We start from the raw sequence: 24,751 nt of genomic DNA, 5'->3' as shown, positions 1-24,751 counted from the left end.
GTGGGCGGCCCACGTCCGGTCACGCCGACCACGATCCTCGCCGCCCTGCTCGCCGACGCCGTCGCCCGGCACCCCGAGGACGCGGAACTGCGCCGAGCGCACGACCTCGCCGCCGGGCTCGACCCGTATCTCGACGAGCACACCTCGCCCGCCTCGGCGGCGTTGCGGGAGCTGGAACGCCGGACCCGGGAGCACGTGTGGGAGGGCGCGCTGGAGCAGGAGATGCTCTCCGGGCACGTCGAGGGTCGGTTCCTGCGCTTCCTCGTGCGCATGACCGGGGCCCGGCGGGTGCTGGAGATCGGCCTGTTCACCGGCTACTCCGCGCTGGCCATGGCCGAGGCCCTGCCCGCCGACGGCGTGGTGGTGGCCTGCGAGGTCGATGCCGACGTCGCGGAGTTCGCCCGCGGCTGCGTCGCCGGATCCCCGGCCGGGGGGCGGATCGACGTGCGGGTCGGCCCGGCGGAGGACACCCTGCGATCCCTCGATGAGCCGTTCGACCTGGTGTTCCTCGACGCAGACAAGGCCGGCTACCTCGGCTACCTGGACGCGGTGCTGGAGTCCGGGCTGCTCGCCGAGGGCGGCACGATCTGCGTGGACAACACCCTGATGCAGGGGCTGCCCTGGACGACGGGGAGCGGGCCGAACGCCGCCGCCGTCGCCGACTTCAACCGCGCGGTGGCCGCGGATCCGCGCGTCGAGCAGGTGCTCGTCCCGTTGCGGGACGGCGTCACGCTGATCCGGAGGGTCTCGTGACCCGGCTGCTGGAGGACACCCGCAGACGCGCGCGCCCGCGGGACCGGACCACCGCGCGCACGCTCGGCATGCTCACCCTGCTCACCGCGGCGCTACCGGTCGACCTGCTCGTCGCCGCGGTGGCGGCGCTCGTCGGGGTGGCCCGCCCGCTGCGCCGAGCGACCCCGGACCGCCCGCTGACCGTGCTGGTCAGCGGCGGGAAGATGACCAAGGCGCTGGCGCTGGCCCGGGCGTTCCACCGGGCCGGGCACCGCGTGGTGCTCGTCGAGCAGGCGCGGTACCGGCTCGGCGCCCACCGCTTCTCCCGGGCGGTGTCGGCCTTCCACACGGTGCCCGCCCCCGACCATCCCGACTACACGGACCGCCTCACCGCGATCGCCGAGCTGGAGCAGGCGGACGTGTACGTGCCCGTCTGCAGCCCGCTGGCCAGCCGGTACGACGCGCTGGCGAAGCGGGCGCTCGAACCGTTCTGCGAGGTCGTGCACCCGGGCCCGGAGAACGTCGCGATGGTGGACGACAAGCACCGGTTCGCCGAGACGGCCGCCGCGCTCGGCCTCGGCGTCCCGGAGACCCACCGCATCACCGACCCGCAGGAGCTCGTGGACTTCGCCTACCCGCCCGGACGGTCGTACGTGGCGAAGTCGATCGCCTACGACCCCGTCCGCCGCATGGACCTCACCCGGTTGCCGCGGCCGACCGCGGAGGAGACGGCGCGGTTCGCGCACACCCTGCCGATCAGCGCCGCGAACCCGTGGATCCTGCAGGAGTTCGTGGAGGGCACCGAGTTCTGCACGCACAGCACGGTCCGGGACGGCCGGGTGCGGCTGCACTGCTGCTGTCCGTCGTCGGGGTTCCAGCTGAACTACGCGCACGTCGAGCACCCGCAGATCGAGGAGTGGGTGCGGCGCTTCGTGGCCGCGACGGGCGCCACCGGGCAGCTGTCGTTCGACTTCATGCAGACACCCGACGGACGCGTGTACGGGCTGGAGTGCAACCCCCGCACGCACTCGGCGATCACGATGTTCTACGACCACCCCGGGGTGGCGTCGGCCTACCTGGACGGCGACGGACCCACCGTGCGGCCGACCGGGCGGAGCCGCCCGACCTACTGGCTGCACCACGAGCTGTGGCTGCTGCTGCGCCATCCGTCCACCGTGGCGGAACGGGTCCGGACCGTGGTGCGGGGCAAGGAGGCGCTGCTCGAGGCGTGGGACCCCCTGCCCTTCCTGCTCCTGCCGCACCTGCAGATCACCGCCCTGCTCCTCGACGCACTCCGCAGGCGCAGGGCCTGGATGAAGATCGACGTCAACATCGGCAAGCTCGTCGAGCCCGGAGGCGACTGATGCGCGTCCTGCACCTCGTCGGCTCCGCCGTCGACGACTTCTTCGCCGACCTGTCCCGCCTCTACGCCGAGGACTGCCTGCGGGTCGTCGCGGGCGGGCACGAGAACCTCATCGCCTACGTGTCACCGGACGGGCGGTGGCGGTTCCCGTCGGCCCTCGACCCCGCCGCGCTCGCCGCCGCGCCGAGCATGCCGCTCGCGGACGCCCTCGCCCTGATCGAGGGGGTGGGGGTGGACGTGATGGTCCCCCAGATGTTCTGCCCGCCCGGCATGACCCACTACCGCGCCCTGTTCGACGTCCTCGGCGTCCCCTACCTGGGCAACCCGCCGGAGGTGATGGCCCTGGGGGCGGACAAGGCCAAGGCGCGTGCCGTGGTCGCCGCCGCGGGTGTCGCGGTGCCCGCGGGGGAGGTGCTGCGGCCGGGGGAGTCCCCGACGATCGGGGTGCCCGCCGTCGTCAAGCCGGTCGACGCGGACAACTCCGTCGGCGTGACCCACGTGCGGGACCCCGGCGAGCTGGGCGCCGCGCTGAAGGAGGCCTGGTCGCACTCGTCCGCGGCGCTGGTCGAGGAGTTCGTCCCCCTCGGCCGGGAGGTGCGGTGCGGGGTGCTCGAGCGGGACGGCGAGCTGGTCTGCCTGCCGCTGGAGGAGTACCCGATGGACCCCGACGAGAAGCCGATCCGGCTCGCGAGCGACAAGCTGGCCCGCGACGGCGCCGGGGAGCTGCGCCTGGTCGCGAAGGACCCGACCCGCTCGTGGATCGTGAACCCCACCGATCCCGCCGACCCCGTCACGGCCGCGGTGTGGGCGGCTGCGCGCGCCTGCCACCGCGCGCTGGGGTGTCGGCACTACGGGCTGTTCGACTTCCGGGTGGACCCGCAGGGGCGACCCTGGTTCCTGGAGGCCGGGCTCTACTGCTCCTTCGCCCCGTCCTCCGTGGTCGCGACGATGGCGCAGGCCGCGGGGATCGGCGTGCGGCAGCTGTTCGACGAGCTGGCCCGCCGGGTCACGCGGGGACCGGCACCGGTCCGGCCACCATCCCCCGGTGCATGATCCGGTCACCGTCCACCCCGGAGTGGTCCGCCCGGTGCAGCACGCAGGCGTTGTCCCAGACCACGACGTCACCGGGCGACCACTCGTGGCGCAGCACGTTGTCCTCGCGGGTGGAGTGCGCGAACAGGAACTCGACGGTCTCGCGGGACTCCGCCTCCGACATCCCGCTGACCGCCACGCACCGCGCCGGCGTGGAGAGGTAGAGCGCGGTCCGCCCGGACACCGGGTGGCGGCGGAGGACGGGGTGGTCGGCCTCGGTCTCCGGGCCCGCCGCCTCGGGCGCCACCCCCGTGACGACGTGCCGGATCCGCCTGCCCGCCAACCGCTCCCGCCAGCCGTCGGGAAGCGTGTCGTGGGCGCGGTACTGGTTCGTGAACTGCGTCGCCCCGCCCACCCGCGGGATCGCGACCGCCCGCAGCGCGGTGAACGCGGGCGGGCGGGAGACGTAGCTGGTGTCCACGTGGAACGAGCTCCGCGGCGGCGTGGTCCGGCCGACGTTGCTGACCACGTTCAGCTCCGGGAAGTCCGGCAGCGGCGTCTCGCCGGGGGTGAAGGCGAGCGGGCCGAACCGCCGCAGGAACGCCGCGAACCCGGCGTCGTCGACCGACTGTCGCGGCAGGACCAGCACCCCGTGCTCGGCCAGCAGTGCGACGAGCAGGGCCGGGTCGGCGGCGGCCACGTCCAGACCGTGGATCGTGGCCCCGAGCGGTTGTCGCGCAACGAGTTCCATCGTCTCAGTGTGCGGTCCGCCGCCCCGCGCCGCGCGTCGATCACGCGGGCCGCAGGCTACTCTCCCCACGCTCCCAGCAGGAGAGCACCTGCTCGCCCATCCGCTCGCCGAGGAACCGGCTCGCGCGGATCCCGAACACCACGTCCGCGGCCAGCTCCGGCTCGGCGGCGAGCAGCGGGGCGAGGACCTGGCGGCGCACCACCTGCTCGTGCACGGCGTCGGCCTCCACGTGCTCGTCGTAGAAGTGGATCGCGGCCGGTCCGCACCCCAGCCGTCGCAGGGCGCGCACCAGCCGCTCCGAGCCGGGTGAGGACGTCAGCTCGACCATCGCGAACTGGCCGACCGACGCGCCGCGCAGGCGGCGGTGCAGCCCGCACAGCGACATCAGGTTGACCTCGGCGAGGGTCGCGCCGGACACCCGGTCGGTGTGGGCGCCGTAGCGGTCGGAGAGGCCGAGCTCGGTCATCATCTCGGCGAACAGACGCGAGTGCATGCGTTCGGGCCGCCCGGAGCCGTACTCGTCGTGCTCCACGGTGACCAGGCCCGCCTTCGCCGCCCCGGTGAGCCGCGGGATCGCCCAGGCCTGCGGGTCTGCCTCCTTGAGGTGGTAGATGGAGCGGTGCACGACGTACTCGCGCAGCTGCTCGACGGTGCCCGCGCGGTGCAGGTGGTGGGAGACCCCGCGCACGTGCGGCCCCACGGGCTCGACGAGCAGGGCCTCGACCTCGGCGTCGACGTCCGCGCCGGGCGGGACGTCGCCGCGCAGCGCGGCCAGGAAGCGGGTCTCGAGGCCGCGGCGCAGGGCCAGCAGGTCGGGGTCCCACTCCAGGGCGTCGTCGACCCCGGCGAAGCCGCGGTAGTGCAGCTCGTAGCAGCAGTGCAGGGCGAGCTGCAGGTCGTCGCCGTAGGGGTCCGCGGCGGCGGTGTCGACGGCGGCGGGTCGGCCGCCTCGCAGGGCGTCGAGGACCGCGGAGGACAGCGGTCCGCGGGCGGTGGGGAGCACCTGGCCCGCCAGGGCGGTGGTCATGCGCGTTCCTTGCGTCGGTGGGAGGCGTCGCAGATCGGGTAGCGCCTGCTGCGGCGGCAGTGGCACACGGCGGTCACGGCGCGGTCGGACCGCACGACGGTGCCGTCGGGCAGGGCCAGCTCGACCGGCCCGGTCACCAGGGCGGGGCCCTCCTCGGTGAGGGTGATGCGCGTCGGGTGTGCTGGCGACGGCTGCGTCGGCTCAGCCACGGCGGGCCTCCACGACGACGAGCTCCTCCAGTCGGTCGCCGGGCGCCACCAGCCCGCGGCGTTCGAGCAGGCCCGCCCGGGAGCGCATCACGGGGCCGAAGGGTATCCGGGAGCGGTCCACGACCGTCGCCCGCAGGCCTCGGCGCTCGAGCCGGTCGAGGGTGGCCTGCGGGCCGCAGACCTGCGAGTGCACGATCATCAGGATCCCGTCGTCGGTGAGGTGGTCCGGGGCGGCGTCGCAGATCCGGTCCAGGACCGCGCGTCCGTCGGGGCCCGCGTCCCAGCTGCGGGCGGCGCGGTGTCGCGGCAGCACGGCGGCCTCGGACGGCACATAGGGCGGGTTCGCGACGATCATCCCGAACCGCCTGCCCGCGACCGGGGCGAACAGGTCGCCGCGGAGCACCCGGACCGGGGTGCCGTGCAGCAGGCAGTTGAGCCGCGTGGTCGCGACGCAGCGGCGCGCGAGGTCGACCGCGGTCACCGACGCCGCGCCCGCCCGCCACGCGGACAGGGCGAGGGCCCCGGTGCCCGTGCCGAGGTCGAGGACGTCTCGACCGGTGGCGGTCCCGGTGAGGTGGCCGGCGAGGAGGTCGGTGTCCGACTGGGCCCGGTACACGCCGGGCGGGCAGAGCAAGATCACGAGCGTCGTCCCTGGTGCTGTGGTGGAGGTGGCGGGAGTGCGGGCTACCCGCGCGTCGCGGGTCCAACCCGCCGCCCGGCGCCGCGCTGCGCGCCCCGGTGTTCTTCGGTAGACAGGACCCGTCATCGGCGCGGGTTCAGCCACGAGACCGCCCATCGCGACCCCGTGATGAGGAGTCCACTGTGGCGGAACGACTGGACGCCGGTGGGGTGGCCGAGCGCCCCGACCACCTGGAGCAGACGCTGACCGCGACGGCCCGCCGCGGTGCCGAGACCCTCGCCCGGACGTTGCACGCCCGCAGCGGCAGCGTCGACGACCTGGTGGCGGCCATCTGCGACCAGGCCGTGGACATCGTCGGCCCGGCGACGGCGGCGGGGGTCATCGTCGTCTCCGCCCGCCACCGGTTGACGACGGTGGCGGCGACCGGCCCGGCCCCCGCGGAGCTGGACCGCCTGCAGACCGAGACGGGCGAGGGGCCCTGCCTGACCGCGGCGTCCGACCAGGTCGTGGTCCAGGTCCGAGACACCGCGGAGGAGGACCGGTGGCCCGCCTACGCCAAGACCGCGCAGCGGCTGGGTGTGCGGTCCGTGCTCTGTCTCCCGCTCGCGGCCGACGACAAGCTGCTGGGCACCCTCAGCCTCTACGCCGAGGCTCCGGAGGCCTTCGGGGACGTCGACGGGTCCGCGGTGGCGCTGCTGACCGCCCTGGCGAGCATCGCGCTCGCCCAGACCCGGCTGATCGAACAGCTGCGCGACGCCCTGACCAACCGCGACCGCATCGGGCAGGCCAAGGGCATCCTGATGGCGCGCTACGAGCTGGGGCCCGACGAGGCGTTCGCGCTGCTGCGGCGGTACTCCCAGGACCGCAACGTCAAGCTGGCCGACCTGGCCGACCAGGTGGCCGCGCACCGGGGCTTCCCGACCTGAGGCGGGCGGTTCAGGGTGGCCGCAGCTCGTCGGAGTAGGCGACCGGCTGGCGGCCCCAGTGGTCGACGAACCAGTCGTTGAGCGCCGCGGCGACCATGTCGTGCTCGAGGCCCGCCGGTTCCCGCTGCAACGCGACGGTGGCGGCGAGGTCGTCGAGGGTCATGGTCGCGCCGAGGGCGACCGCGGCGAGCCAGAGGTCGGTGATGCTCATGTCGCTGAGGGCCAGCCCGGCGCGGAGCGCGTGGGCGGAGAGCATCGATGCCTCGGGCCCGGGGCCGCCATCGACACCTGTCACCTCGGAGAGGTTCCCCCGCGGGCGGGGCTCGAACCGTCCGTCTCCGACCCGGCGGCCGCCGCGGCCCGACGTCACGGGACGACCGACCGGCTGATCTTCTCGGCCGTCTCCTGGTCGGCCCGGAACCGGGTCAGGACGTCCTGGATCTGCTGTCGGCCCGCGTCGCCCTCGGCGTAGGGCTTGTACTCGGCGAGGATCTGCGCCCAGTTCTCCGGATCGGGCACGTCCAGCCCGCGCAGCGCGGCGGCGAGATCCTGCTCGGACGAGTCGTTGACCGAGACCGGCGCGGTCTGGGCGTTGTCCACGCCGGGCTGGTCGGAGCCGCTGCGGGAGCCGCCCGCACACGCGCCGACCATCAGGAGGGCCAGCAGGGCCAGGAGTATCGGCAGGACGGTCCGGCGTCGGTCTCGGCGTCCGCGAGCGGCGGGTGCGGGGGAGTTCATGTCCGGGTGCTACCCGTGCTCCCTGCGCCCACACCGCCTGGTCGGACCGCGCGGTGGGCTCGCGCCCGGAGGCTGAGGGGCTCAGTCGGTGCGCTGCATCGCGTCGTCGACCTCGGCGAGGATGCCGCGCATGGCGGTCTCCGCGGCAGCCGCGTCACCCGCCTGGACCGCCTCGGCGACGTCCGCGTGCAGGCGGATGGCGGCAGGCTCCGGTCGGCTCGGCATGAGGTCGTGGCGGGTGCGGCCCGCCAGCACCTCGGCGACCATGCCGGAGAAGGCGGCCAGCATCTCGTTGCCCGAGGCGGCCAGCAGCGTCGAGTGGAAGCGGACGTCCGCCTCCAGGTAGGGCTCCAGCGCGCCCGCCCGCCCGTGCACGGCCATGTCCATCACCGCGCGGGTCAGCTCGCCGCACTGCTGCGGCGTCGCATGGGTCGCGGCGAGCCGGGCGGCCACCGGCTCGACGCCGCCGCGCAGCTCGGTGAGGGTCCGCAGCTGCTCCTCGCGGCCGGGCCCGTCGAGGCGCCAGCGGATGACCCGCGGATCGTGGACCTGCCACTGCGAGCGCGGGGCGACCGTCACGCCCACCCGGCGCCTGCTCGTCACCAGTCCCATCGACTCCAGGACCCGCACGGCCTCGCGCACGACGGTGCGGGACACGCCGAACCGGGTACCCAGCTCCTCGGTGAGCACCGTCTGTCCGGCGGTCAGCCCGCCGCCGGTCACGAGCAGGCCCAGCTGGTCGAGCACGTCTCCGTGCAGCGACTCCCTCGGCTCCGACACCGGCGAATCATCACACTCGCAGCAGGCGGAACGCCAATTAGTAGGATCTGATTCGATACAGCGTTGCATAAATACTACTTATCGTCCACGCTCGACGAAGCCGTCAACGAACGACGCCGAGAGGACAGCGACGTGCCACTCCCCACCGCGAGCGAGACCCCACCCCTGGTCACCGTCATGGGGGTCTCCGGATCCGGCAAGACCACCGTCGGCGCCGCGCTCGCCCAGCGCCTGCGCGTGCCCTTCGCCGACGGCGACGACTTCCATCCGCAGGCGAACGTCGCGAAGATGGCGGCGGGCACGCCGCTGACCGACGCGGACCGCGTCCCGTGGCTCCACGCGCTCGCCGACTGGCTGGCGGCCCACGAGCCCACCGGCGGAGTGCTGAGCTGCTCGGCGCTGCGCCACGAGTACCGGGACGTGCTGCGCTCGGGTTCCGCCCGGACCGTGTTCGTGCACCTCGACGGCTCGCCCGAGGTCGTCGCGCGGCGGGTGGCGGGCAGGCCGGGGCACTTCATGCCCGCCTCGCTCGTCGAGTCGCAGTTCGCCACGCTCGAGCCCCTCACCGCCGAGGAGTGGGGCATCACCGTGGACCTCGACCAGCCGGTCGACGTCCTCGTCGAGACCGCCGCCACCGCGCTGCGGACCGGGGCGGTGCCGGCATGAGCACCCTCCTCCTCGCGGCCGACGCCGCGGCCCCCACCGCCTCGGGCGGTAGGCTGGTCGCCGCGGCGCTGATCGGCATCGCCGTGCTCGTCGTGCTCATCACCCGCTTCAAGATCCACCCGTTCCTCGGGCTGACGATCGGCTCACTGGTCGTCGCCGGGATCGCGGGGATGCCCCTGGCCGACTCCGTCACGAGCTTCACCAAGGGCTTCGGCAGCACGGCCGCGAGCGTCGGCACGCTGATCGCGCTCGGCGCGATGTTCGGCAAGCTGCTGGCGGACTCCGGCGGCGCCGACCGGATCGTCGACACCCTCGTCGGGCGGTCGAGCCCGCGCACCCTGCCGTGGGCCATGGCCGCGGTCGGGGCGCTGATCGGGCTCCCGATGTTCTTCGAGATCGGCCTCGTGCTGCTGATGCCGGTGATCTTCCTCGTCGCCCGCCGCTCGGGGTTGTCGCTGATCCGGGTCGGCATCCCGGCCCTGGCGGGCCTCTCGGCGATGCACGGCCTCGTCCCGCCGCACCCGGGCCCGCTCGTCGCGATCGACGCACTCGGGGCCAACCTGGGCATCACCCTGCTGTTCGGGGTGATCGTCGCCGTCCCCACGGTCGCGATCGCGGGCCCGCTCTTCGCCCGCTACGCCGCCCGCTGGGTCGACGTCCCGCCGCCCGCACTGTTCGAGCCCGACGAGTCCGACGAGCCCACCAGCGGCGGCGGCACCACCACCCGCACCGAGGTCCGCAGGCCCACGTTCGCGACGACGCTCGCCACGGTCCTCCTGCCCGTCGTGCTGATGATGGGCAAGGCGCTGGCGGACATCTTCCTGCCCGGGGACACCCCGATCCGCGGTGTGCTGGACTTCGTCGGCACCCCGCTGATCGCGCTGCTCCTCGCGGTGCTGGTCGGGATGGTGACGCTGGGGCGGGGGATGGGCCTCGCCGGAGTCGGCCGCTCGGTGGAGACCGCGCTGCCGCCGATCGCCGGGATCCTGCTCATCGTCTCCGCGGGCGGCGGCTTCAAGCAGGTCCTGGTCGACACCCAGATCGGCGGGCTCATCGCGGGCTGGGTCGCGGGGAGCGGGGTGTCCGTCCTGCTCCTGGCCTGGGGCGTCGCCGTGCTGATCCGGCTGGCCACCGGTTCGGCCACGGTCGCCACGGTGACGGCGTCCGGCATCCTCGCGCCGCTCGTCAGCACGCTGGACCCGGCCACCACCTCGCTGCTGGTGCTCGCGATCGGCGCGGGCTCGGTGTTCTTCTCGCACGTCAACGACGCCGGGTTCTGGCTGGTCAAGGAGTACTTCGGGCTCACCGTCGGGCAGAACCTGAAGACCTGGTCGGTGATGGAGACCCTGATCTCGGTCGCGGGCCTGGTGTTCGTGCTGCTGCTCGGGCTGATCGTCTAGCGGGGTCCCCGGGCTCTCCCGCGGGCGACGTAGGCGATGATGGGGGGATCGTCACGTCGGACCGGAGGGCAGGATGAGCGAAGGGGCCGCCGCCCCGGGCGAGGGCCGCGATCTCCAGGTGCTCGCCCGGGTGTCCGGGGTGCTGCGGATGTTCAGCGGGGAGCGGTCGTTGATCGACCTGCCGACGGCCACCGCGGAGCTCGGACTCAACCGCTCCACGACCTACCGCTACCTGGCCGCGATGGTGAAGCACGGGCTGCTGGTGCACACCACCGGGCAGGGGTACTCGCTGGGGCCGCTGCTCTCCCGTGTCGGCCTGCTGGCGCTGGACCGGCTGCCGCTCATCGAGCGGGCCGACCCGGTGATGCGGGAGCTGTCCGAGACGGTGCACGAGACCTCCACGCTGTCGGTGTGGGGTGGCAGCGGGCCGCTCGTCGCCCGAGTGCACGACGAGCAGAGCCGCTTCATCCGGATCTCCCTCGCGGTGGGGTCGACCATGCCGATCGGCACCGCGCAGGGGCAGCTCTTCCTCGCCCACCTCTCCGACGACCGCGCCCTCGCCCGGGCGACGAGCGCGGTGCCGGAGGCCGAGCGCGAGGCGCTGCTGGGCAGGCGGGCGGCGATTCGCAAGCAGGGGGTCGCGTTCAGCGACGCGAAGGCGGACGGCCTGCGCTGCGTGGCCGCACCGGTCTACGGCGTCGACGGGGCCCTCGCCGCCACCCTGGCCCTGGTCGGCACCGTGAACCGGATGCCGGAGACCATCGACGACGGCCGCGTCGCCGCCCTGATCCAGGCGGCCCGCTCCCTGTCCAGCAGCGCGCCTGCCTGACCGTGCCGCCACGCCCCGGTGTGGCGCGGGAGGCGCACGGTGCTCGGCCTGTCCCGCACCAGCCGAGTGCCGGGCGCCGGCACGAGGCGCAGCTGCGCGCGCGGGAGGACGGGGCCGAGCCGGACCCGCACCGCGGCGCTCGTCGCGCTCGTCGCCGAGCTCCGCGGCCCCGCTGATCGGCGAGACCCGGCTGGTCGCCGCCCGCCGGGTCGCGGCCGTCCCCGGCCTGGCCCATCGCCCGGCCTCCGCGCTGTGGTCACCGAGACCGCCGGCGACGACGCTGCCGCGGCCTACCCCCGACACGGTCTGACCCCGCGAGACCCGCACCTCACACCCGCGAGTCCCCACTATGGACACGCGATGTGAACACCATGGCTCGCGAGTCGGACACCATGGCTCGCGTGTCGGACGGGGCGGTCGGGAGTCGGACACCATGGCTCGCGAGTCGGACAGGGCGGCCGGGAGTCGGACGCCGGCGAGTCGGACGCTGACGGCCCGCGAGTCGGGCGCCAGGGCGCGCGGTCCGGACGTCGCCGCCTCGAAGTCTGTCCGACTCGCGTCTCTGCGGTGGGGGACTCGCGTGTCCATAGTGGGGGCCTCGCGGGACCAGTCGCCCGCGGGCGCCGTTGCCGGCCCGCGCGGTACACACCAGAGGGGCGCCGGCTCGCGATGCCCGTGGCAACGAGCGCGCAGCCGTGCCCGGGCAGCTGCGGAATCCGCCACGTGGAGGACGTGGGGGTGCGGAAGGTGTGCGCTCTGGGCGCCGGGTTATGAGCGCAGGCTGTAGCGGCGGCCGGTGGGGGTCGTGGTGGTGTGGTCGGTGAGGTGCCAGCCTGGTTGTTCGCGGAGTTGGTTGTGGAATGCGCAGGTGCCGCGGCCGTTGTCCAGGCTCGTCGGGCCGCCTTCGGACCAGCGTCTGCGGTGGTCGAGGTGGGCGATGGGGGCGTCGCAGCCGGGTTCGGTGCAGCGGCCATGGTCCCGGGCCCGGATCCAGTCGGCCAGCACCCCGCCGAAGGCGCGGCGGCGGGAGTCGCCGCCGATGACGATGCCGTCCCGGGTGACCAGCCGCCGCCACCCCACACGCCGGGCCTCGTTCAGGAGGTTGGTGGGCCCGAAGCCGGGGATCTCGGCGGGCAGCGGGGAGTCGCGGTCGAGGAGGGACTCGACCGGTACGAGGACTTGGATCTCCACCTGCGTCGGTGTGGCTACAGACTCTCCGGTGAGGCGTTCGACGAGGGTGTCGGCCATGATCTGTCCGCGGGTGCGGGTCACCGGCTCCGGGGACACCCAGTGTTCGGTGACCGCCTTGCGCAGCGCCGCGTAGCAGGTGATGGCCTGCTCCATCGGCAACAGCGCCCGCAGCACCGCCATGCCGTCCTCGGCCGAGCTGATCGACACGTGCCGGTCCCGGCGGGCGGCGCGAGCACGCTCGGCGAACTTCTCCGGTGCCACCGCCGCGCTCACCGAGCGAGCGAGGTCGGCGACCTTGCGCACGCCGAGCATCGGCAGGTCGTGCGCGGCCAGACGACGGTCGAGCTCAGCGCGTGGGGTGGGGTCGAGGTGTCTGGCGGCGGCGACGATCGCGGCGACTCGCCGCTCGTCGAGCTCCCCGGCCGCGAACGCTTCCCGGATCGTGTCCAGCCCGGCGTGCAGGTCCCGGGCGAGGCGCAGCTGGGTGCGGGCCCGGGTCGGGGAGATCCGCAGGGCGAGCCCGAGCTGCCCGACGATGCTCGCCTCGACCCGTTCGGGATCGGCGAGTGCTTCCTGCAGACGGGCCTCGACCTCCCGCTGTGCTGCGGCTCGGACCTCCTCGGCGATCTCGGCGTCGATCCGGTTCCGCAGCACGACCAGCCGCTCGATCCGGGCGAAACCCGCAGCCCGCTCCTCCCGCGACGGCACGACACCCGCCACCGTCGGAGGGTCTGCGAGAGTCGCGGTCATGCAGTCATCATAGCAGCTCAACCGACACAAAGCGAACATATGTTCGAAGAGCTGGAGCAGTCGTCACGTCCCGCCGTGCCATGTCTCAGGACATAGGTGACGAGTCTGCATCAGGACATCGGTGACACTGTGGGTGTTCTTGGTGGTGACACTTCGGCCGCGAGGCTTCCGCGATGGCCGCCCAGGAACCCATCGATCCCCGTGCCCGCCTTGCGATCTCGCGGTGGCCTGACGACGCGCCGCGTTGGGCACCGAGGCGATCAACGGCAAGCCGAACAAGCCGACCACCCAGGGCAAGAACGAACGCTTCCATCAGACCCTGTTCCGCTACCTCGACAAGCAGCCCCTGGCGGCCACGCTCGGCGAGATCCAGGCCCAGATCGACGCGTTCGACCACATCTACAACACCGAACGCCCACACCAAGGACTGCCCAGGCGGATCACCCCGCTGGCCGCGTGGCAGGCCACCCCGAAGGCTGATCCACCCCGGCCGAGACCGGACCGGCCCGTCTACAGGCCGCCGGTCCTCGGCCTTCGGCCCCGGCCGACCCCGCCCCCAGGCCTCCCCGCCGGCACGGGCCTGCGCACGGTGAGCGCCAGCGGCGACATCGGCGTCGACATGGTGATCTACAAGGTCGGCGGCCCTCACAAGGGTATGCAGGTCCTCGTCGTCAGCGACGGCGACCAACCCGGCGACAAGGTCATCATCACCGACCTCGACGGCGAGATCCTCGCCGAACGCACCAGACCCGCCCCCCGGGCATCAGCTACGTCGGGAACGGCCGACCCCGCGGCCGTCGCCCGAAGAACCAGAAACCGTCACCGAGGTCCTGACACAGCAACTGCCACCGATGTCCTGATGCACAACTGTCACCCATGTCCTGAGACATCACACGTCACGTCCCGCCGTGCCCGTGACGGTGACAACGGCGACGGTCTCGCACCGGGCACCGGGCACCGGGCCCCGGGCCCCGGGCCCCGGGGACCATCAACGCAGCCCGTCAGCCCCGGTGGGTCGAGTCCGTGGCCGCGCGGATCCCGGAGGAGGCGAGCTGGGCACCCTTGCGCACGCCGTCGGCGGCGCGTTGCAGGGGTCGGGGGCTGGGCTCCGGCCACGGGCCGACCGGGACCAGGACCCGCTCGTCGGGGGCGAAGCCCGCGGGGTAGCCCGCCGTGCGCCAGGTGCCCGCGGGCGCGTCCGGCGGGAGCCACCACGGGTTCCAGATCCCGAGCGCGAGGTCGAGGTCCTCGAGGTGGGGGCGCAGCTCGTCGGTCAGCCGGGTGCGCAGGTGCTCGGCCCACAGCCGCACCCGCAGGTCCTGGACCTGGGTGCCGGTGGTGACGTACACCGTGGTCAGCTCGCTGTCCGTGCCGCGCATCGATCGGCTGTAGAAGTTCGCGGACCCCACGGCGGCGAACACGTCGTCCACCAGCATCAGCTTCGTGTGGACGGTGAGGTCCTCGATGCGGTGCATCATCACGTTCGCCCGGTCCGCGGGCCTCAGCCGGTCGATGACGCCCCGCTGGATGTCCCGGGTGACCCGGCGCCGGAACCGGTTCACACCGGCGTCGGCCGGGTCCTTGCGGCCGGAACAGACGAGGATGACCTTGACCCCGCGGGCCGCGGCGTCTCGCAGCAGGCCGTAGAGCTCGTAGCGGCGGCGGCCGCCGGGTGTCTCGTAGAAGTACTGGTCCTCAAGGTAGATGTAGCGCTTCGCGGCGCGCAGGGCGTGGGCGAGCCCGTGGTAGACCTCGTGCACGCCGTGGCGCGGCAGGGTGGTCCAGTGCCTGCGGTAGAGCAGGAACAGGGTCTCGATCCGCCACGCCTCGAAGGAGCGGAGCACCTGGACGGCCGTGCCGGGGGAGGGGTACGGCTCCGTCGGCGGCGCCGGCGGCAGCTCGGTGTCGAAGGGCGGGGGGTTCATCTCGTCGAACGTCACGGGTGGGAACCAGGTGTAGCGACGGGGGAGCGTCGCCGCCTCCGCCCACCGCGCCCGGAAGACCTCCCAGACCCGCGCGGCGGCCGGACCGCGCAGCCGCGCGGCCCCGTCGTGCCAGCCCCAGCGGGTGTCGCCGAGGGAGAGCCGGTCGTGCGGGTCGGCGTCGAACCGGTTGGGCTGCAGGTCGAGCCCGCCGACGAACGACGTGACCTCCCCGGCCACCGCCACCACGACCATCTTCTGGTGGTGGCAGCCGATCCCGGCGCCGGACCAGTCCATCAGCACCCGGCCGCGCAGGGACTCGTGGCGGCGGAAGGTCCGGGCCGCGAACGCGTTGGCCCGGAACGGCCCGATCGCCACGCCGGGGACGGACCCGCTGAACACCGCCGCGGTGAGCAGGATCCGCACGTCCACGCCGTCGGCGGCCTTGGCGGCCAGCAGGTCCGCGAGCGGGCGGTACTCCGGGTCGCCGGGCGGGCGGCCGGTCAGGTCCACGCCCGCGTCGATCTGCAGCCCGGTGAGGAACACGGAGTCACCGGGGCCGGTCTTCTCCAGCAGGGCGAGGACCTGGGCGAAGTACTCCTCGCCGTCGATCACCGGCTCCCACTCGCTGTCCTCGACGAACGTGGGCGAGGCCCGTGACCCGGGAACCATGAACCGGCGGATCAGGCCGTCCAGCCTCTCGTCCACTCCACCCACCGTCGTCGCACCGGCACCTGCGCAGAGACCGTAGCCCACTGCCACGATGGGGGTGTGACGACGACGGTGTCCACCCTCCACCGCTATCCGGTGAAGTCCATGCTGGGCGAGGACCTGCCCAGCCTCGAGATCGACGCGCACGGCGTGGTCGGCGACCGCGCGCTCGCCCTGGTCGACCCGACGACGGGCAAGGTGGCCACGGCGAAACAGCCGCGCTGGTGGCGGGACCTGCTGCAGTGCCGCGCCGAGTCGACCGACGCCGGGGTGCGGGTGCGCCTGCCGGGCGGCGAGGTGCGCGGCGCGCACGAGGTCGACGAGCCGCTGACCGCGCTGCTCGGCCGCCCGGTCGCGATGGCCTTCCGCAGGCCCGACGGGGCGCTCGTCGAGCGGCCGGACCCGGAGGAGGTGCTGGCCCAGGGGCTCGACGCCGAGCTCGAGACCCCGGAGCTGGAGATCGCGATGGGTGCGCCCGGCGGGCGGTTCGTGGACCACTCCCCGCTGCACCTGATCACCACCGCGACGCTCGGGTCACTCGGCGTGGAGGCGCTGCGCTACCGACCGAACGTCGTGGTCGCCGGGTCCGTGGCCCCGTTCGTCGAGAACGCGTGGCTCGGGCGGCGGCTGCGGATCGGGGAGGTGGAGCTCGAGGTCACGCTGCCGACCCCGCGCTGCTCGGTGCCGACGCTGGAGCACGGCGACCTCGGGCGCGCACCCCACGCCCTGCGGGGTCCGGCCGACCGCAACCGGGTGGAGGTGCCCGGCTTCGGGGTGCTGCCGTGCGCCGGGTGCTACGCCACCGTGGTCCGGACCGGGACGATCCGGGCGGGGGACGAGGTCGTCCTGGGCTGAGCCGGGCCCGGGGGTCGAGGGCGTCGGTCGACGACGCTGCCCGGCCCCCGGGCCGAGCCGCACCCGCGATGCGGCGGCCGGGGACGCCGCGTGGCGGCGGGGTGGGTCGGATCAGTGCTCGTGGATGAGCACGCCGCGGACGTTCTTGCCGTTGAGCAGGTCGTCGTAGCCCTCGTTGACCTGCTCCAGGGAGTAGGTCTTGGTGATCAGCTCGTCGAGCTTGAGGTCACCGGACTGGTACAACCCCAGGATCTTCGGGATGTCGGTGGTGGGGTTGCAGTCGCCGAACAGCGAGCCCTTCACCGTCTTCTTGAACAGGGTCATGATCGAGCCGGGCAGGTTCACGTTCTGCGTCGACAGCTTGTTCAGCCCGGTCAGCACCACGGTGCCGCCCTTGCCGATCGCGTCGAAGGCGCCGGTGACGATCTCCTCGGTGACGATGCCCGCGGTCACGACGGCCTTGTCGGCGCCGTTGCCGTTGGTCATCGACCGGGCCAGGTCGGCGGCCTCCTCGATGGAGCCGACGGCGTGGGTGGCGCCGAGCTCCATGGCCTTCTCCCGCTTGTTCTGCAGCGGGTCGACGGCGATGAGGTTCTTGGCGCCGGCGTAGCGGGCGCCCTGTACGGCGTTGATGCCGATGCCGCCGACGCCGGAGACGATCACGGTCTCACCGGGCCGCACGTCGGCGGCGTTGACCGCCGAGCCCCAGCCGGTGGGCACGCCGCAGCCGACGAGCACGGCCTTGTCCAGGGGCAGGTCGTCGTCCACCTTGACCACCGAGTTCTGGTGGATGGTGGAGTACTGGGAGAAGGTGCCCAGCATGCACATGGCGCCGTAGTTGCCCTGCGGGCCGGTGAACGGGAACCGCTCGCCGGGCAGGTAGCCCTCGAGGATGGTGGCGCCCATGTCGCAGATGGCCTGCTGGCCGGTGGCACACCAGCGACAGACCCCGCAGTTGGGGATGAACGAGCAGACGACGTGGTCGCCCGCCTTGACCCGGGTGACACCGGGCCCGACCTCTTCGATGATCCCCGCGCCCTCGTGTCCGAGGACCATCGGCAGGCGTGCCTCGAGGTCGCCGTGGGAGATGTGGACGTCGGAGTGGCACAGACCCGCGTAGGTGTAGCGGATCAGGACCTCGCCCTCGCGGGGGCCGTCCAGGTCCAGCTCCTCGATCTCGATCGGCTTGCCGGTCTCGTACACGACGGCGGCCTTGGTCTTCACATGTCCTCCTCGACAGTGGCGGACCCTCAGCCTGGCCGCGGACCGGCGACCTCATCTGTGCCGTTGTGGGACACCCCGATCCGGTACTGGCGGATGTAGCGGTAGAGCGTGTTCCGGCTGATCCCGAGCATGTCGGCGGCCTGCACCTTGTTGCCGCAGCAGGTCCGCAGGGCGTCGACCACCGCGTCCCGCTCGGCCTGGCGCAGCGCACCGCCGACGGGCGCCCGGGGCTCCCGGTGGCCGCGGGGGAGGTCCGCGTCGGTGATGTCGCCCGCCTGCCGCCGCCGCGCCACGTGGCCGACGACGGCGGCCAGCTCGCCGAGGTTCCCCGGCCAGTCCTGCGCGGCGAGGACGGCCAGCGCGCCGGGGGTGAACCGCAGGTCGGGGCCCGCCTCGGCCAGCATGGCCGCGGCGAGCGCCGGTATCCGGTCCCGCCGCGAGCGCAGCGTCGGCAGCTCCAGGTGCACGGGGCAGCGGGCGGTCAGCGCGGTGGTGCGGGGACCGAGGGTGCCGGTGGCCGCGGTGAGCACGAGCCGGTGACCGCGGGCGAGCCGTTCCAGGGCGACGGCGGCGGCGGGCGCGAGCAGCTCGACGTCCGTGACCACGATCGTGGCCACGTCCGGGGGGACGGCGTCGACGTCCGCGACCGTCGCGGTGGTGCCGTCGAGCTCGGTGGAGGCGGCTCCGGCGAGCTCGCGGGCGACGGTCCGCCTGCCCGTGCCCGACTCGCCGCGGACGAGCACCGACGTGCCGTCGACGCGGTAGCGGGCCAACTCGGCGTGCGGCCAGGCCTCCCACTGGGTGGCGCTGCGGACCTGTCGGGGCACCGGGGCGCGCCGATGGGCGAGCTCGGCCCGGATGAGCGTCCCCCCGTCGACGACGGTCGCCTCCAGGTCCACCTCCCGGCCGGACGTCAGCGTGAACGTGCAGCGCCAGTCGCGCCCGCGCGCCCGCTGGATCTCGTCGGCGAGGGTCCGGAGCGCGGCGTGGTCGGCGGGCTGGAGGAGCTCGGCGGCCGTGTCGTTGGTGAGCACGACGTCGACGCCCAGCGCGATCACCGCGGCGTCCGGGCGGGTGGAGGCGAGGTCGAACGCCTCGAGCAGACCGCGGCGGGCCTGCCGGACGTCCCCGAGCAGGCGCGCCTCGATCTCCCGCACACCGCGCAGCAGGAAGGGCCGCAGGAGCGCGCTCGCATGGTCCTGGGGACACGTGATGTCGAGGACGCCCGCGGCGCGCCGGGTCGACGGGTCGAGGATCGGCAGGCCGTAGCAGGCGAGGCCGCGGAAGGCCTCCAGGTAGTGCTCGTCGCCGTGCACCGCCACCCCGGTGCGGGTCTCGAACACCGTCGCGATCGAGTTCGTGCCGGTGGAGGACTCAAGGAACTGGCTCCCGATCACCACCCCGAGCCCCTCGATCTCGTCCCGCGCCGAGGGCAGGCCGAACCGGAGGTCGACAAGCCGCGCGTCGTGGTCGGCGAGGATCACCGTGTACGGGGCGCCGTCCAGGCTCGCCGCCAGGTGGGAGAGGACGGGGTCGGCGGCCCGGCGGAGCCTGCTCGCGGCGTCGACCGGCTCGACGTCCTCGGGGTCGACGCGGCTGGACGGGGACAGGCCGTACCGCTCGGTGCGCCGCCACGACGAGGCGATCACCGGACGCTCGGGGTACACCCGACGGACCCTCTCACGAGTCGCTGCGCGCCCGCCCGTCCGGACTAGTCGTTCGGGCAGGGTTGTGCGATCGCACGAAACGTGGGCGATCCGTCCCGCGGCCTTCGTGCGGTCCGCCCCTGCCCGCCCCCCGGCGCCGGGGCCACCGTATGAGGCGGCTCACGCCCGACCAGCACCGCCGAACACGACGAGGTGATCCGTGCGCGTCCCCGACCGTCCGACCCGGAAACGCTCGACCCCCGCCCGCCGCCCGCACCCGGTGGACGAGGTCCTCCCGGTGGGGAAGCTCGCGATCTACGGCGTGCAACACGTGCTCGCCTTCTACGCGGGCGCGGTGATCGTGCCGATCCTGCTCGCCGGGGCCATCGGGCTGTCCGAGCGCGAGCTCATCCACCTGATCAACGCGGACCTCTTCACCTGCGGCATCGCCTCGATCATCCAGTCCGTGGGGTTCTGGAAGGTGGGCGTGCGGTTGCCGCTGCTCCAAGGCGTCACGTTCACCGCCGTCAGCCCCATGATCGCGATCGCGCTGGCCGCGGGCGGCGGGACGGACGGCCTGCTGGTGATCTACGGCTCGGTGATCGTCGCCGGCCTGTTCACCTTCCTCATCGCCCCGTGGTTCTCGAAGCTGATCCGCTTCTTCCCGCCGGTCGTCACCGGCACGGTGATCACGATCATCGGCCTCGCGCTGCTGCCGGTCGCCGCGCTCGACGCCGTCGGCGGCGGCTCGAACCCCGATCCCACCCACGGCCGGTACCTGGCCTACGCCCTGGGCACGCTCGCCGTCATCGTGGTGATCCAGCGGGTGTTCCGCGGGTTCGCCGCCACCGTCGCCGTGCTGATCGGCCTGGTGCTGGGCACGGCCGTGGCCTGGCTGCTGGGCGACGTCTCCTTCTCCTCCGTGGGGGACTCGTCCTGGTTCGGCGTCACGACCCCGTTCTACTTCGGCTGGCCGCAGTTCGCGGGCGCCGCCATCGTCTCGATGATCGTGGTCATGCTGATCACCGCCGTCGAGACCACCGGCGACGTGTTCGCGACCGGCGAGATCGTGGACAAGCGGGTCGGCAAGGAGGACGTCGCGCGGGCGCTACGCGCGGACGGGCTCGCCACGACGATCGGCGGCGTCCTGAACTCGTTCCCCTACACCTGCTTCGCCGAGAACGTCGGGCTCGTGCGGCTGACCCGGGTGAAGAGCCGCCACGTCGTGGCCGCGGCGGGCGTGTTCATGATCGTCATCGGGTTGATCCCCAAGGCGGGCGCGGTGGTGGCGAGCATCCCGCACCCGGTGCTCGGCGGCGCCGCGCTGGCGATGTTCGCGACCGTCGCGGTCGTCGGCGTGCAGACGCTCTCCCGGGTGGACTTCCACGACCACCGCAACGTCGTGATCGTCGGGACCTCGCTGGGGCTCGCCATGTTCGTCACCGCCCAGCCCGACGTGGCCAAGGCCCTGCCCGGCTGGGCGCAGATCATCTTCGGCTCGGGCATCACGCTCGGCAGCATCACGGCGATCCTGCTCAACGTCGTGTTCCACCACGTGGGCCGCGGGCCCGCCATCGCGGGCGCCCCCGGTGAGCCCACGCTGCGGCTGAACGCGATCAACCGGATGGGCCGGGACGAGTTCGTCGCCGCCTTCGGCAGGCTCTTCCAGGGTCCGACGGACGTGGTCGGGCGGGCGTACGACCGCAAGCCCTTCGCGGACACCGGCGCCCTGCGGACGGCGTTCCAGGAGGCGCTGTTCTCCGCGCCGCGCGAGGAGCAGGAGGCGCTCATGGCGGCCTACCCGGACCTCGGCGGGGACCCGCTCGACGACGACTCGCTCGCCGACCAGGAGTGTGCGGGCCTGACCCGGCTGGCCGACGCCGACCGCGACGAGTTCGCGTCCCTGGCCGCCGCCTACCGGGAGCGGTTCGGCATCCCGCTCATCGTGTGCGTGCGCGAGCACCCCGACCGCGCGGCGATCCTCGCCGAGGGTCTGCGGCGGCTGGGCAACTCGCCCGCGCAGGAGCACGCGGCCGCGCTGATCGAGATCGCGAAGGTCGCCAACCGGCGGTTCGAGACCCTCGTGGCGGAGGCCAACCCCATCGCGGCCGCCCGGGCCGCGTCGTTCGGGACCAGCGCCCGATGAGCGCCTTCGACACCCTGCCCGACGACGAGGCGCAGGCCCTGCTCCTGCGGGTCTGCGCGGCTCCCCGCTGGGCGCGGGAGGTGGTGGCGGGCAGGCCGTACGGGACGGTGGAGGCGCTGCAAGCGGCCGCCTCGGCCGCACTGGATCCCACCGATCTCGACGCCGCGCTGGCGGCACATCCGCGCATCGGGGACCCGACTGCGGAGGGACCGGCCGCCCGCGAGCAGGCGGGCGTGGCCTCCGCGCCCCCGGAGACGCTGACCGCGCTCGCCGAGGGCAACCGGGCCTACGAGGAGCGGTTCGGCCGGGTCTACCTGGTCTGCGCCGAGGGACGCAGCGCCGAGGACCTGCTGGTCACGCTGCGGGCGCGGCTCGCCAACCCGGCGGACACCGAGCGGGCCGTCGCGCTCGGCGAGCTGGCCGCGATCAACCGGCTGCGCCTGGGCCGGGTGCTGCGATGAGTCTGTCGACCCACGTGCTCGACGCGACCTCCGGCACCCCGGCCGCGGGCATGGTCGTCGTGCTGCGGACCGGCGGGCGCGAGCGCGACCGGATCGTGACCGACGCCGACGGCCGCGGCCGGCTCGCCGAGCCCGGCGCGGGCGTCCACACCCTGACCTTCGCCACGGCGGCGTGGTCGCCGTTCTACCCCGAGGTCACCGTGGCGTTCACGGTGACCGACCCGGCACGCCACCACCACGTGCCGCTGCTGCTGTCCCCCTTCGCCTACTCCACCTACCGCGGGAGCTGACAGATGACGATCACGCTGGGCGCCGACGACTACGGCAAGGCCGAGAACCGGGTGGTGCGCATCCACCGCGACACCGCCCGCCACGAGATCCGGGACGTGACCGTCTCGACCGCGCTGCGCGGGGACTTCACCGCGGCCCACCTCGCCGGGGACCAGTCCCGCGTCCTGCCGACCGACACCCAGAAGAACACCGTGTACGCCTACGCCAAGAAGCACGGGCTGCGGGAGATCGAGGACTACGCGCTGACCCTGGCGCGGCACTTCGTGGCGGACGTCGAGCCCGTCGACGGCGCCCGCGTCGAGGTGGAGGAGTACTCGTGGGAGCGGGTCGACGACCACTCCTGGGTGCGGAGGCAGTCCGAGGTCCGGACGACCGTCGTGGAGGTGGGCGAGGTCGAGAAGGTGACCTCCGGGCTCAAGGACCTCGTGCTGCTCAAGTCCACCGGCTCCGAGTTCGCCGGGTTCCTGCGCGACGAGTACACGACCCTGCAGGAGACCCACGACCGGATCATGTCGACGTCCCTGGTCGCCACCTGGACCTATGCCGGCACGGACGTCGACTGGGACAAGACCTGGACCGACGTGCGGGCGATCCTGGTGGAGCGCTTCGCGTCCGTGCACTCCCTCGCGCTGCAGCAGACCCTGTGGGAGATGGGTCGGGCGGTCCTGGAGGCGCACCCGGAGATCACCGAGATCGCGCTGTCGGCGCCGAACAAGCACCACTTCGTCGTCGACCTGTCGCCCTTCGGCCTGGAGAACCCGAACGAGGTCTTCCACGCCGCGGACCGGCCCTACGGGCTGATCCGGGCGACCGTCGTCAGGAGCTAGTTCGGGAGGGATGTCGAGAAGCCGGGGGCAGCTCCGTCCCAGGGGCGAACGCGGCCAGAATGGGCCGCGACGACGAAGGAGACCTCCCATGGCGAAGTACCTGCTGCTCAAGCACTACCGCGGCGCGCCTGCTCCGGCCAACGACGTCCCGATGGACCAGTGGACCCCCGAGGAGATCTCGGCCCACGTCCAGTACATGCGGGACTTCGCGGCCACGCTGGAGGAGTCCGGGGAGTTCGTCGACGGGCAGGCGCTGGCCCCGGAGGGCCGCTGGGTCCGGTACGACGGCGAGGGGCGTCCGCCGGTCACCGACGGCCCGTTCGCCGAGACCAAGGACCTGATCGCGGGCTGGATGATCATCGACGTGGACAGCGCGGAGCGCGCCTACGCGCTGGCGGGGGAGCTGTCCGCGGCGCCCGGCAAGGACGGGAAGCCGATCCACGAGTGGCTCGAGGTCCGGCCCTTCCTGAGCGCGCCGTCGTCCGACCTGGACTGCCACTGATGGAGGACCGCCTCCGGGAGCTCGTGCCGGGGGTCCTCGGTGTCCTCGTCCGCCGCGGAGCCGACTTCGCGGCGGCCGAGGACGCCGTGCAGGAGGCGCTCGTCGAGGCGGTCCGCGCGGCCGAGCACCCCGCGGACCTCAAGGCCTGGCTCGTCACGGTGGCCTGGCGCAAGTTCCTCGACGCGACCCGGTCGGAGGCGGCCCGCCGCCGCCGGGAGGACCGGGTGGACGCCGAGCCGGAGCCGGGCCCGGTGTCCGGGGTGGACGACACCCTGCAGCTCTACTTCCGCTGTGCCCACCCGTCGCTCACGCCCGCGTCGGCGGTGGCGCTGACCCTGCGGGCCGTCGGCGGGCTGACCACGAAGCAGATCGCGCAGGCCTACCTCGTGCCCGAGGCGACCATGGCGCAGCGGATCAGCCGGGCCAAGAAGACGGTGTCCGGCGTGCGGTTCGACCGCAACGGAGACGTCGGGACGGTGCTGCGCACGCTCTATCTGGTGTTCAACGAGGGCTACTCCGGAGACGTCGACCTGGCCGCGGAGGCGATCCGGCTGACCCGCGGGCTCGCGGCGGGCATCGACCACCCGGAGGTCGCGGGTCTGCTGGCGCTGATGCTGCTGCACCACGCCCGGCGGCCCTCCCGCACCGCGCCGGACGGCAGCCTGGTCCCGCTCGCCGAGCAGGACCGGGGCCGCTGGGACACGGTGGCGATCACCGAGGGCGTCGGGATCCTGCAGGCCGCGCTCGCCCGCGACCGGTTGGGGGAGTTCCAGGCGCAGGCGGCGATCGCCGCCCTGCACGCGGACGCGCAGACCGCCGCGGAGACCGACTGGGTGCAGATCGTGGAGTGGTACGACGAGCTGGTCCGGCTCACCGACAGCCCCGTCGTCCGGCTCAACCGCGCCGTCGCGGTGGGGGAGGCGGACGGGGCCCCGGCGGGGCTGGCGGCGCTGGCGGAGCTCGACCCGGACCTGCCCCGCCACACCGCCGCGGCGGCCTACCTGCACGAGCGCGCCGGTGACCTCGCGCTCGCCGCCCGGCTGTACGCCGACGCCGCACACCGCGCCCCGACGGAGGCGGAACGCACCCACCTGATCCGCCAGGCCGCGCGCCTGAACGCCCGCGCCTGACC

General features: G+C 73.6%; 25 protein-coding genes and 1 pseudogene. 15 read left to right on the top strand and 11 right to left on the bottom strand.

From position 1 onward, the window contains the following. From BLS43_RS21045 to BLS43_RS21035, 3 genes are read left to right on the top strand one after another with little or no spacing between them, the layout of a single operon-like run. Entirely contained in the window at positions 1 to 753 is a 753-nt protein-coding gene (locus BLS43_RS21045) for an O-methyltransferase (protein WP_245707644.1), read from the top strand. After that, positions 750 to 2,096 carry an ATP-grasp domain-containing protein gene (locus BLS43_RS21040; protein WP_245707642.1) on the top strand — a complete coding sequence of 449 codons (1,347 nt, stop codon included), beginning with the start codon at positions 750 to 752 and terminating at the stop codon, positions 2,094 to 2,096. The genes BLS43_RS21045 and BLS43_RS21040 overlap by 4 nt, the downstream gene beginning before the upstream one ends. Further along, positions 2,096 to 3,148, top strand: a complete 1,053-nt coding sequence (locus BLS43_RS21035) for a D-alanine--D-alanine ligase family protein (protein WP_093087778.1) — start codon at positions 2,096 to 2,098, stop codon at positions 3,146 to 3,148. The genes BLS43_RS21040 and BLS43_RS21035 overlap by 1 nt, the downstream gene beginning before the upstream one ends. Here BLS43_RS21035 and BLS43_RS21030 read toward each other — a convergent pair. Genes BLS43_RS21030 through BLS43_RS21015 form a run of 4 tightly spaced genes read right to left on the bottom strand, consistent with a single transcriptional unit; the run spans position 3,102 to position 5,754 of the window. Continuing rightward, a complete protein-coding gene (locus BLS43_RS21030; protein WP_093087775.1) occupies positions 3,102 to 3,878 on the bottom strand; it encodes a TauD/TfdA dioxygenase family protein in 777 nt (258 codons plus the stop codon). The genes BLS43_RS21035 and BLS43_RS21030 overlap by 47 nt on opposite strands. 40 nt (positions 3,879 to 3,918) lie before the next feature. Next, positions 3,919 to 4,905 carry an iron-containing redox enzyme family protein gene (locus tag BLS43_RS21025; RefSeq protein WP_093087772.1) on the bottom strand — a complete coding sequence of 329 codons (987 nt, stop codon included), beginning with the start codon at positions 4,903 to 4,905 and terminating at the stop codon, positions 3,919 to 3,921. Then, entirely contained in the window at positions 4,902 to 5,114 is a 213-nt protein-coding gene (locus BLS43_RS21020; RefSeq protein ID WP_093087769.1) for a CDGSH iron-sulfur domain-containing protein, read from the bottom strand. Before BLS43_RS21020 ends, BLS43_RS21025 begins: the two co-directional genes overlap by 4 nt. Further along, entirely contained in the window at positions 5,107 to 5,754 is a 648-nt protein-coding gene (locus BLS43_RS21015) for a HemK2/MTQ2 family protein methyltransferase (protein WP_218129922.1), read from the bottom strand. Before BLS43_RS21015 ends, BLS43_RS21020 begins: the two co-directional genes overlap by 8 nt. A 182-nt stretch (positions 5,755 to 5,936) precedes the next feature. Here BLS43_RS21015 and BLS43_RS21010 point away from each other — a divergent pair, with 182 nt between their 5' ends. Beyond that, a complete protein-coding gene (locus tag BLS43_RS21010) occupies positions 5,937 to 6,680 on the top strand; it encodes a GAF and ANTAR domain-containing protein (RefSeq protein ID WP_143030141.1) in 744 nt (247 codons plus the stop codon). Positions 6,681 to 6,690: 10 nt separating this feature from the next. Here the strand turns inward: BLS43_RS21010 and BLS43_RS21005 are convergent, their stop codons facing one another. The 3 genes from BLS43_RS21005 to BLS43_RS20995 all read right to left on the bottom strand — a co-directional run bounded on the left by BLS43_RS21005 (position 6,691) and on the right by BLS43_RS20995 (position 8,198). Continuing rightward, complete coding sequence (locus BLS43_RS21005) at positions 6,691 to 6,975, bottom strand: hypothetical protein (RefSeq protein WP_143030140.1); 285 nt, start codon at positions 6,973 to 6,975, stop codon at positions 6,691 to 6,693. A 71-nt stretch (positions 6,976 to 7,046) separates the two neighbouring features. After that, positions 7,047 to 7,418 (bottom strand): hypothetical protein, encoded by a 372-nt coding sequence (locus BLS43_RS21000; protein WP_143030139.1) that lies wholly within the window; start codon positions 7,416 to 7,418, stop codon positions 7,047 to 7,049. 81 nt (positions 7,419 to 7,499) lie between these two features. Beyond that, a complete protein-coding gene (locus tag BLS43_RS20995) occupies positions 7,500 to 8,198 on the bottom strand; it encodes a FadR/GntR family transcriptional regulator (protein ID WP_245707640.1) in 699 nt (232 codons plus the stop codon). A gap of 132 nt (positions 8,199 to 8,330) precedes the next feature. Between BLS43_RS20995 and BLS43_RS20990 the strand changes: the two genes are divergently transcribed. The 3 genes from BLS43_RS20990 to BLS43_RS20980 all read left to right on the top strand — a co-directional run bounded on the left by BLS43_RS20990 (position 8,331) and on the right by BLS43_RS20980 (position 11,093). Further along, a complete protein-coding gene (locus BLS43_RS20990) occupies positions 8,331 to 8,864 on the top strand; it encodes a gluconokinase (RefSeq protein ID WP_342741182.1) in 534 nt (177 codons plus the stop codon). Continuing rightward, positions 8,861 to 10,264, top strand: coding sequence for a GntP family permease (locus BLS43_RS20985; protein ID WP_093087751.1), 1,404 nt, complete (start codon positions 8,861 to 8,863; stop codon positions 10,262 to 10,264). The genes BLS43_RS20990 and BLS43_RS20985 overlap by 4 nt, the downstream gene beginning before the upstream one ends. A gap of 73 nt (positions 10,265 to 10,337) precedes the next feature. Next, a complete protein-coding gene (locus BLS43_RS20980; protein ID WP_093087748.1) occupies positions 10,338 to 11,093 on the top strand; it encodes an IclR family transcriptional regulator in 756 nt (251 codons plus the stop codon). A 768-nt stretch (positions 11,094 to 11,861) separates the two neighbouring features. On the opposite strand, the gene BLS43_RS20975 is transcribed toward BLS43_RS20980, so the two are convergent. Then, positions 11,862 to 13,034: an HNH endonuclease signature motif containing protein gene (locus BLS43_RS20975; protein WP_176921450.1), complete on the bottom strand. Its 1,173-nt coding sequence runs from the start codon at positions 13,032 to 13,034 to the stop codon at positions 11,862 to 11,864. A 244-nt stretch (positions 13,035 to 13,278) separates the two neighbouring features. On the opposite strand from BLS43_RS20975, the pseudogene BLS43_RS20970 reads away from it, so the two are divergent. Beyond that, positions 13,279 to 13,518, top strand: a pseudogene (locus BLS43_RS20970) (integrase core domain-containing protein); the annotation flags it as partial. 517 nt (positions 13,519 to 14,035) lie between these two features. Here the strand turns inward: BLS43_RS20970 and BLS43_RS20965 are convergent. Next, on the bottom strand, positions 14,036 to 15,664 hold the full coding sequence (locus BLS43_RS20965) for a phospholipase D-like domain-containing protein (RefSeq protein ID WP_245707638.1): 1,629 nt from the start codon (positions 15,662 to 15,664) through the stop codon (positions 14,036 to 14,038). A 63-nt stretch (positions 15,665 to 15,727) separates the two neighbouring features. Between BLS43_RS20965 and BLS43_RS20960 the strand changes: the two genes are divergently transcribed. Beyond that, positions 15,728 to 16,522 carry an MOSC domain-containing protein gene (locus tag BLS43_RS20960; protein WP_245707636.1) on the top strand — a complete coding sequence of 265 codons (795 nt, stop codon included), beginning with the start codon at positions 15,728 to 15,730 and terminating at the stop codon, positions 16,520 to 16,522. Between the two features lie 111 nt (positions 16,523 to 16,633). Here the strand turns inward: BLS43_RS20960 and BLS43_RS20955 are convergent, their stop codons facing one another. Both BLS43_RS20955 and BLS43_RS20950 read right to left on the bottom strand, forming a co-directional pair. After that, entirely contained in the window at positions 16,634 to 17,746 is a 1,113-nt protein-coding gene (locus BLS43_RS20955) for an NDMA-dependent alcohol dehydrogenase (RefSeq protein ID WP_093087742.1), read from the bottom strand. 26 nt (positions 17,747 to 17,772) lie between these two features. Next, entirely contained in the window at positions 17,773 to 19,413 is a 1,641-nt protein-coding gene (locus BLS43_RS20950) for a sigma-54-dependent Fis family transcriptional regulator (protein ID WP_093087738.1), read from the bottom strand. Positions 19,414 to 19,612: 199 nt separating this feature from the next. On the opposite strand from BLS43_RS20950, the gene uraD (BLS43_RS20945) reads away from it, so the two are divergent. The 6 genes from uraD (BLS43_RS20945) (at position 19,613) to BLS43_RS20920 (ending at position 24,749) form a co-directional block, all read left to right on the top strand. Further along, positions 19,613 to 21,538, top strand: a complete 1,926-nt coding sequence (gene uraD, locus BLS43_RS20945; protein ID WP_093087735.1) for a 2-oxo-4-hydroxy-4-carboxy-5-ureidoimidazoline decarboxylase — start codon at positions 19,613 to 19,615, stop codon at positions 21,536 to 21,538. Continuing rightward, positions 21,535 to 21,999, top strand: a complete 465-nt coding sequence (uraD, locus tag BLS43_RS20940) for a 2-oxo-4-hydroxy-4-carboxy-5-ureidoimidazoline decarboxylase (RefSeq protein ID WP_093087732.1) — start codon at positions 21,535 to 21,537, stop codon at positions 21,997 to 21,999. The genes uraD (BLS43_RS20945) and uraD (BLS43_RS20940) overlap by 4 nt, the downstream gene beginning before the upstream one ends. Continuing rightward, entirely contained in the window at positions 21,996 to 22,289 is a 294-nt protein-coding gene (locus BLS43_RS20935; protein ID WP_093087729.1) for a hydroxyisourate hydrolase, read from the top strand. Before uraD (BLS43_RS20940) ends, BLS43_RS20935 begins: the two co-directional genes overlap by 4 nt. 3 nt (positions 22,290 to 22,292) lie before the next feature. Then, complete coding sequence (gene pucL / locus BLS43_RS20930) at positions 22,293 to 23,117, top strand: factor-independent urate hydroxylase (protein WP_093087726.1); 825 nt, start codon at positions 22,293 to 22,295, stop codon at positions 23,115 to 23,117. 88 nt (positions 23,118 to 23,205) lie between these two features. Beyond that, on the top strand, positions 23,206 to 23,619 hold the full coding sequence (locus tag BLS43_RS20925; protein ID WP_093087723.1) for a YciI family protein: 414 nt from the start codon (positions 23,206 to 23,208) through the stop codon (positions 23,617 to 23,619). After that, positions 23,619 to 24,749 (top strand): RNA polymerase sigma factor, encoded by a 1,131-nt coding sequence (locus BLS43_RS20920; RefSeq protein ID WP_425438560.1) that lies wholly within the window; start codon positions 23,619 to 23,621, stop codon positions 24,747 to 24,749. The genes BLS43_RS20925 and BLS43_RS20920 overlap by 1 nt, the downstream gene beginning before the upstream one ends. The last annotated feature ends 2 nt before the right edge of the window (positions 24,750 to 24,751 follow it).

It is taken from the genome of Pseudonocardia oroxyli (assembly GCF_900102195.1).
GTDB classification, from domain to species: domain Bacteria; phylum Actinomycetota; class Actinomycetes; order Mycobacteriales; family Pseudonocardiaceae; genus Pseudonocardia; species Pseudonocardia oroxyli.
This window is presented reverse-complemented; position numbering and strand designations above follow the sequence as displayed.

Coding starts and splice junctions, on each gene's coding strand:
- pucL (WP_093087726.1), top strand. CDS start 22,293: ATGACGATCACGCTGGGCGCCGACGACTACGGCAAGGCCGAGAACCGG.
- BLS43_RS20980 (WP_093087748.1), top strand. CDS start 10,338: ATGAGCGAAGGGGCCGCCGCCCCGGGCGAGGGCCGCGATCTCCAGGTG.
- BLS43_RS20925 (WP_093087723.1), top strand. CDS start 23,206: ATGGCGAAGTACCTGCTGCTCAAGCACTACCGCGGCGCGCCTGCTCCG.
- BLS43_RS21035 (WP_093087778.1), top strand. CDS start 2,096: ATGCGCGTCCTGCACCTCGTCGGCTCCGCCGTCGACGACTTCTTCGCC.
- BLS43_RS20935 (WP_093087729.1), top strand. CDS start 21,996: ATGAGTCTGTCGACCCACGTGCTCGACGCGACCTCCGGCACCCCGGCC.
- BLS43_RS21025 (WP_093087772.1), bottom strand. CDS start 4,905: ATGACCACCGCCCTGGCGGGCCAGGTGCTCCCCACCGCCCGCGGACCG.
- BLS43_RS20920 (WP_425438560.1), top strand. CDS start 23,619: ATGGAGGACCGCCTCCGGGAGCTCGTGCCGGGGGTCCTCGGTGTCCTC.
- BLS43_RS21000 (WP_143030139.1), bottom strand. CDS start 7,418: ATGAACTCCCCCGCACCCGCCGCTCGCGGACGCCGAGACCGACGCCGG.
- BLS43_RS20975 (WP_176921450.1), bottom strand. CDS start 13,034: ATGACCGCGACTCTCGCAGACCCTCCGACGGTGGCGGGTGTCGTGCCG.
- BLS43_RS21030 (WP_093087775.1), bottom strand. CDS start 3,878: ATGGAACTCGTTGCGCGACAACCGCTCGGGGCCACGATCCACGGTCTG.
- BLS43_RS20985 (WP_093087751.1), top strand. CDS start 8,861: ATGAGCACCCTCCTCCTCGCGGCCGACGCCGCGGCCCCCACCGCCTCG.
- uraD (WP_093087732.1), top strand. CDS start 21,535: ATGAGCGCCTTCGACACCCTGCCCGACGACGAGGCGCAGGCCCTGCTC.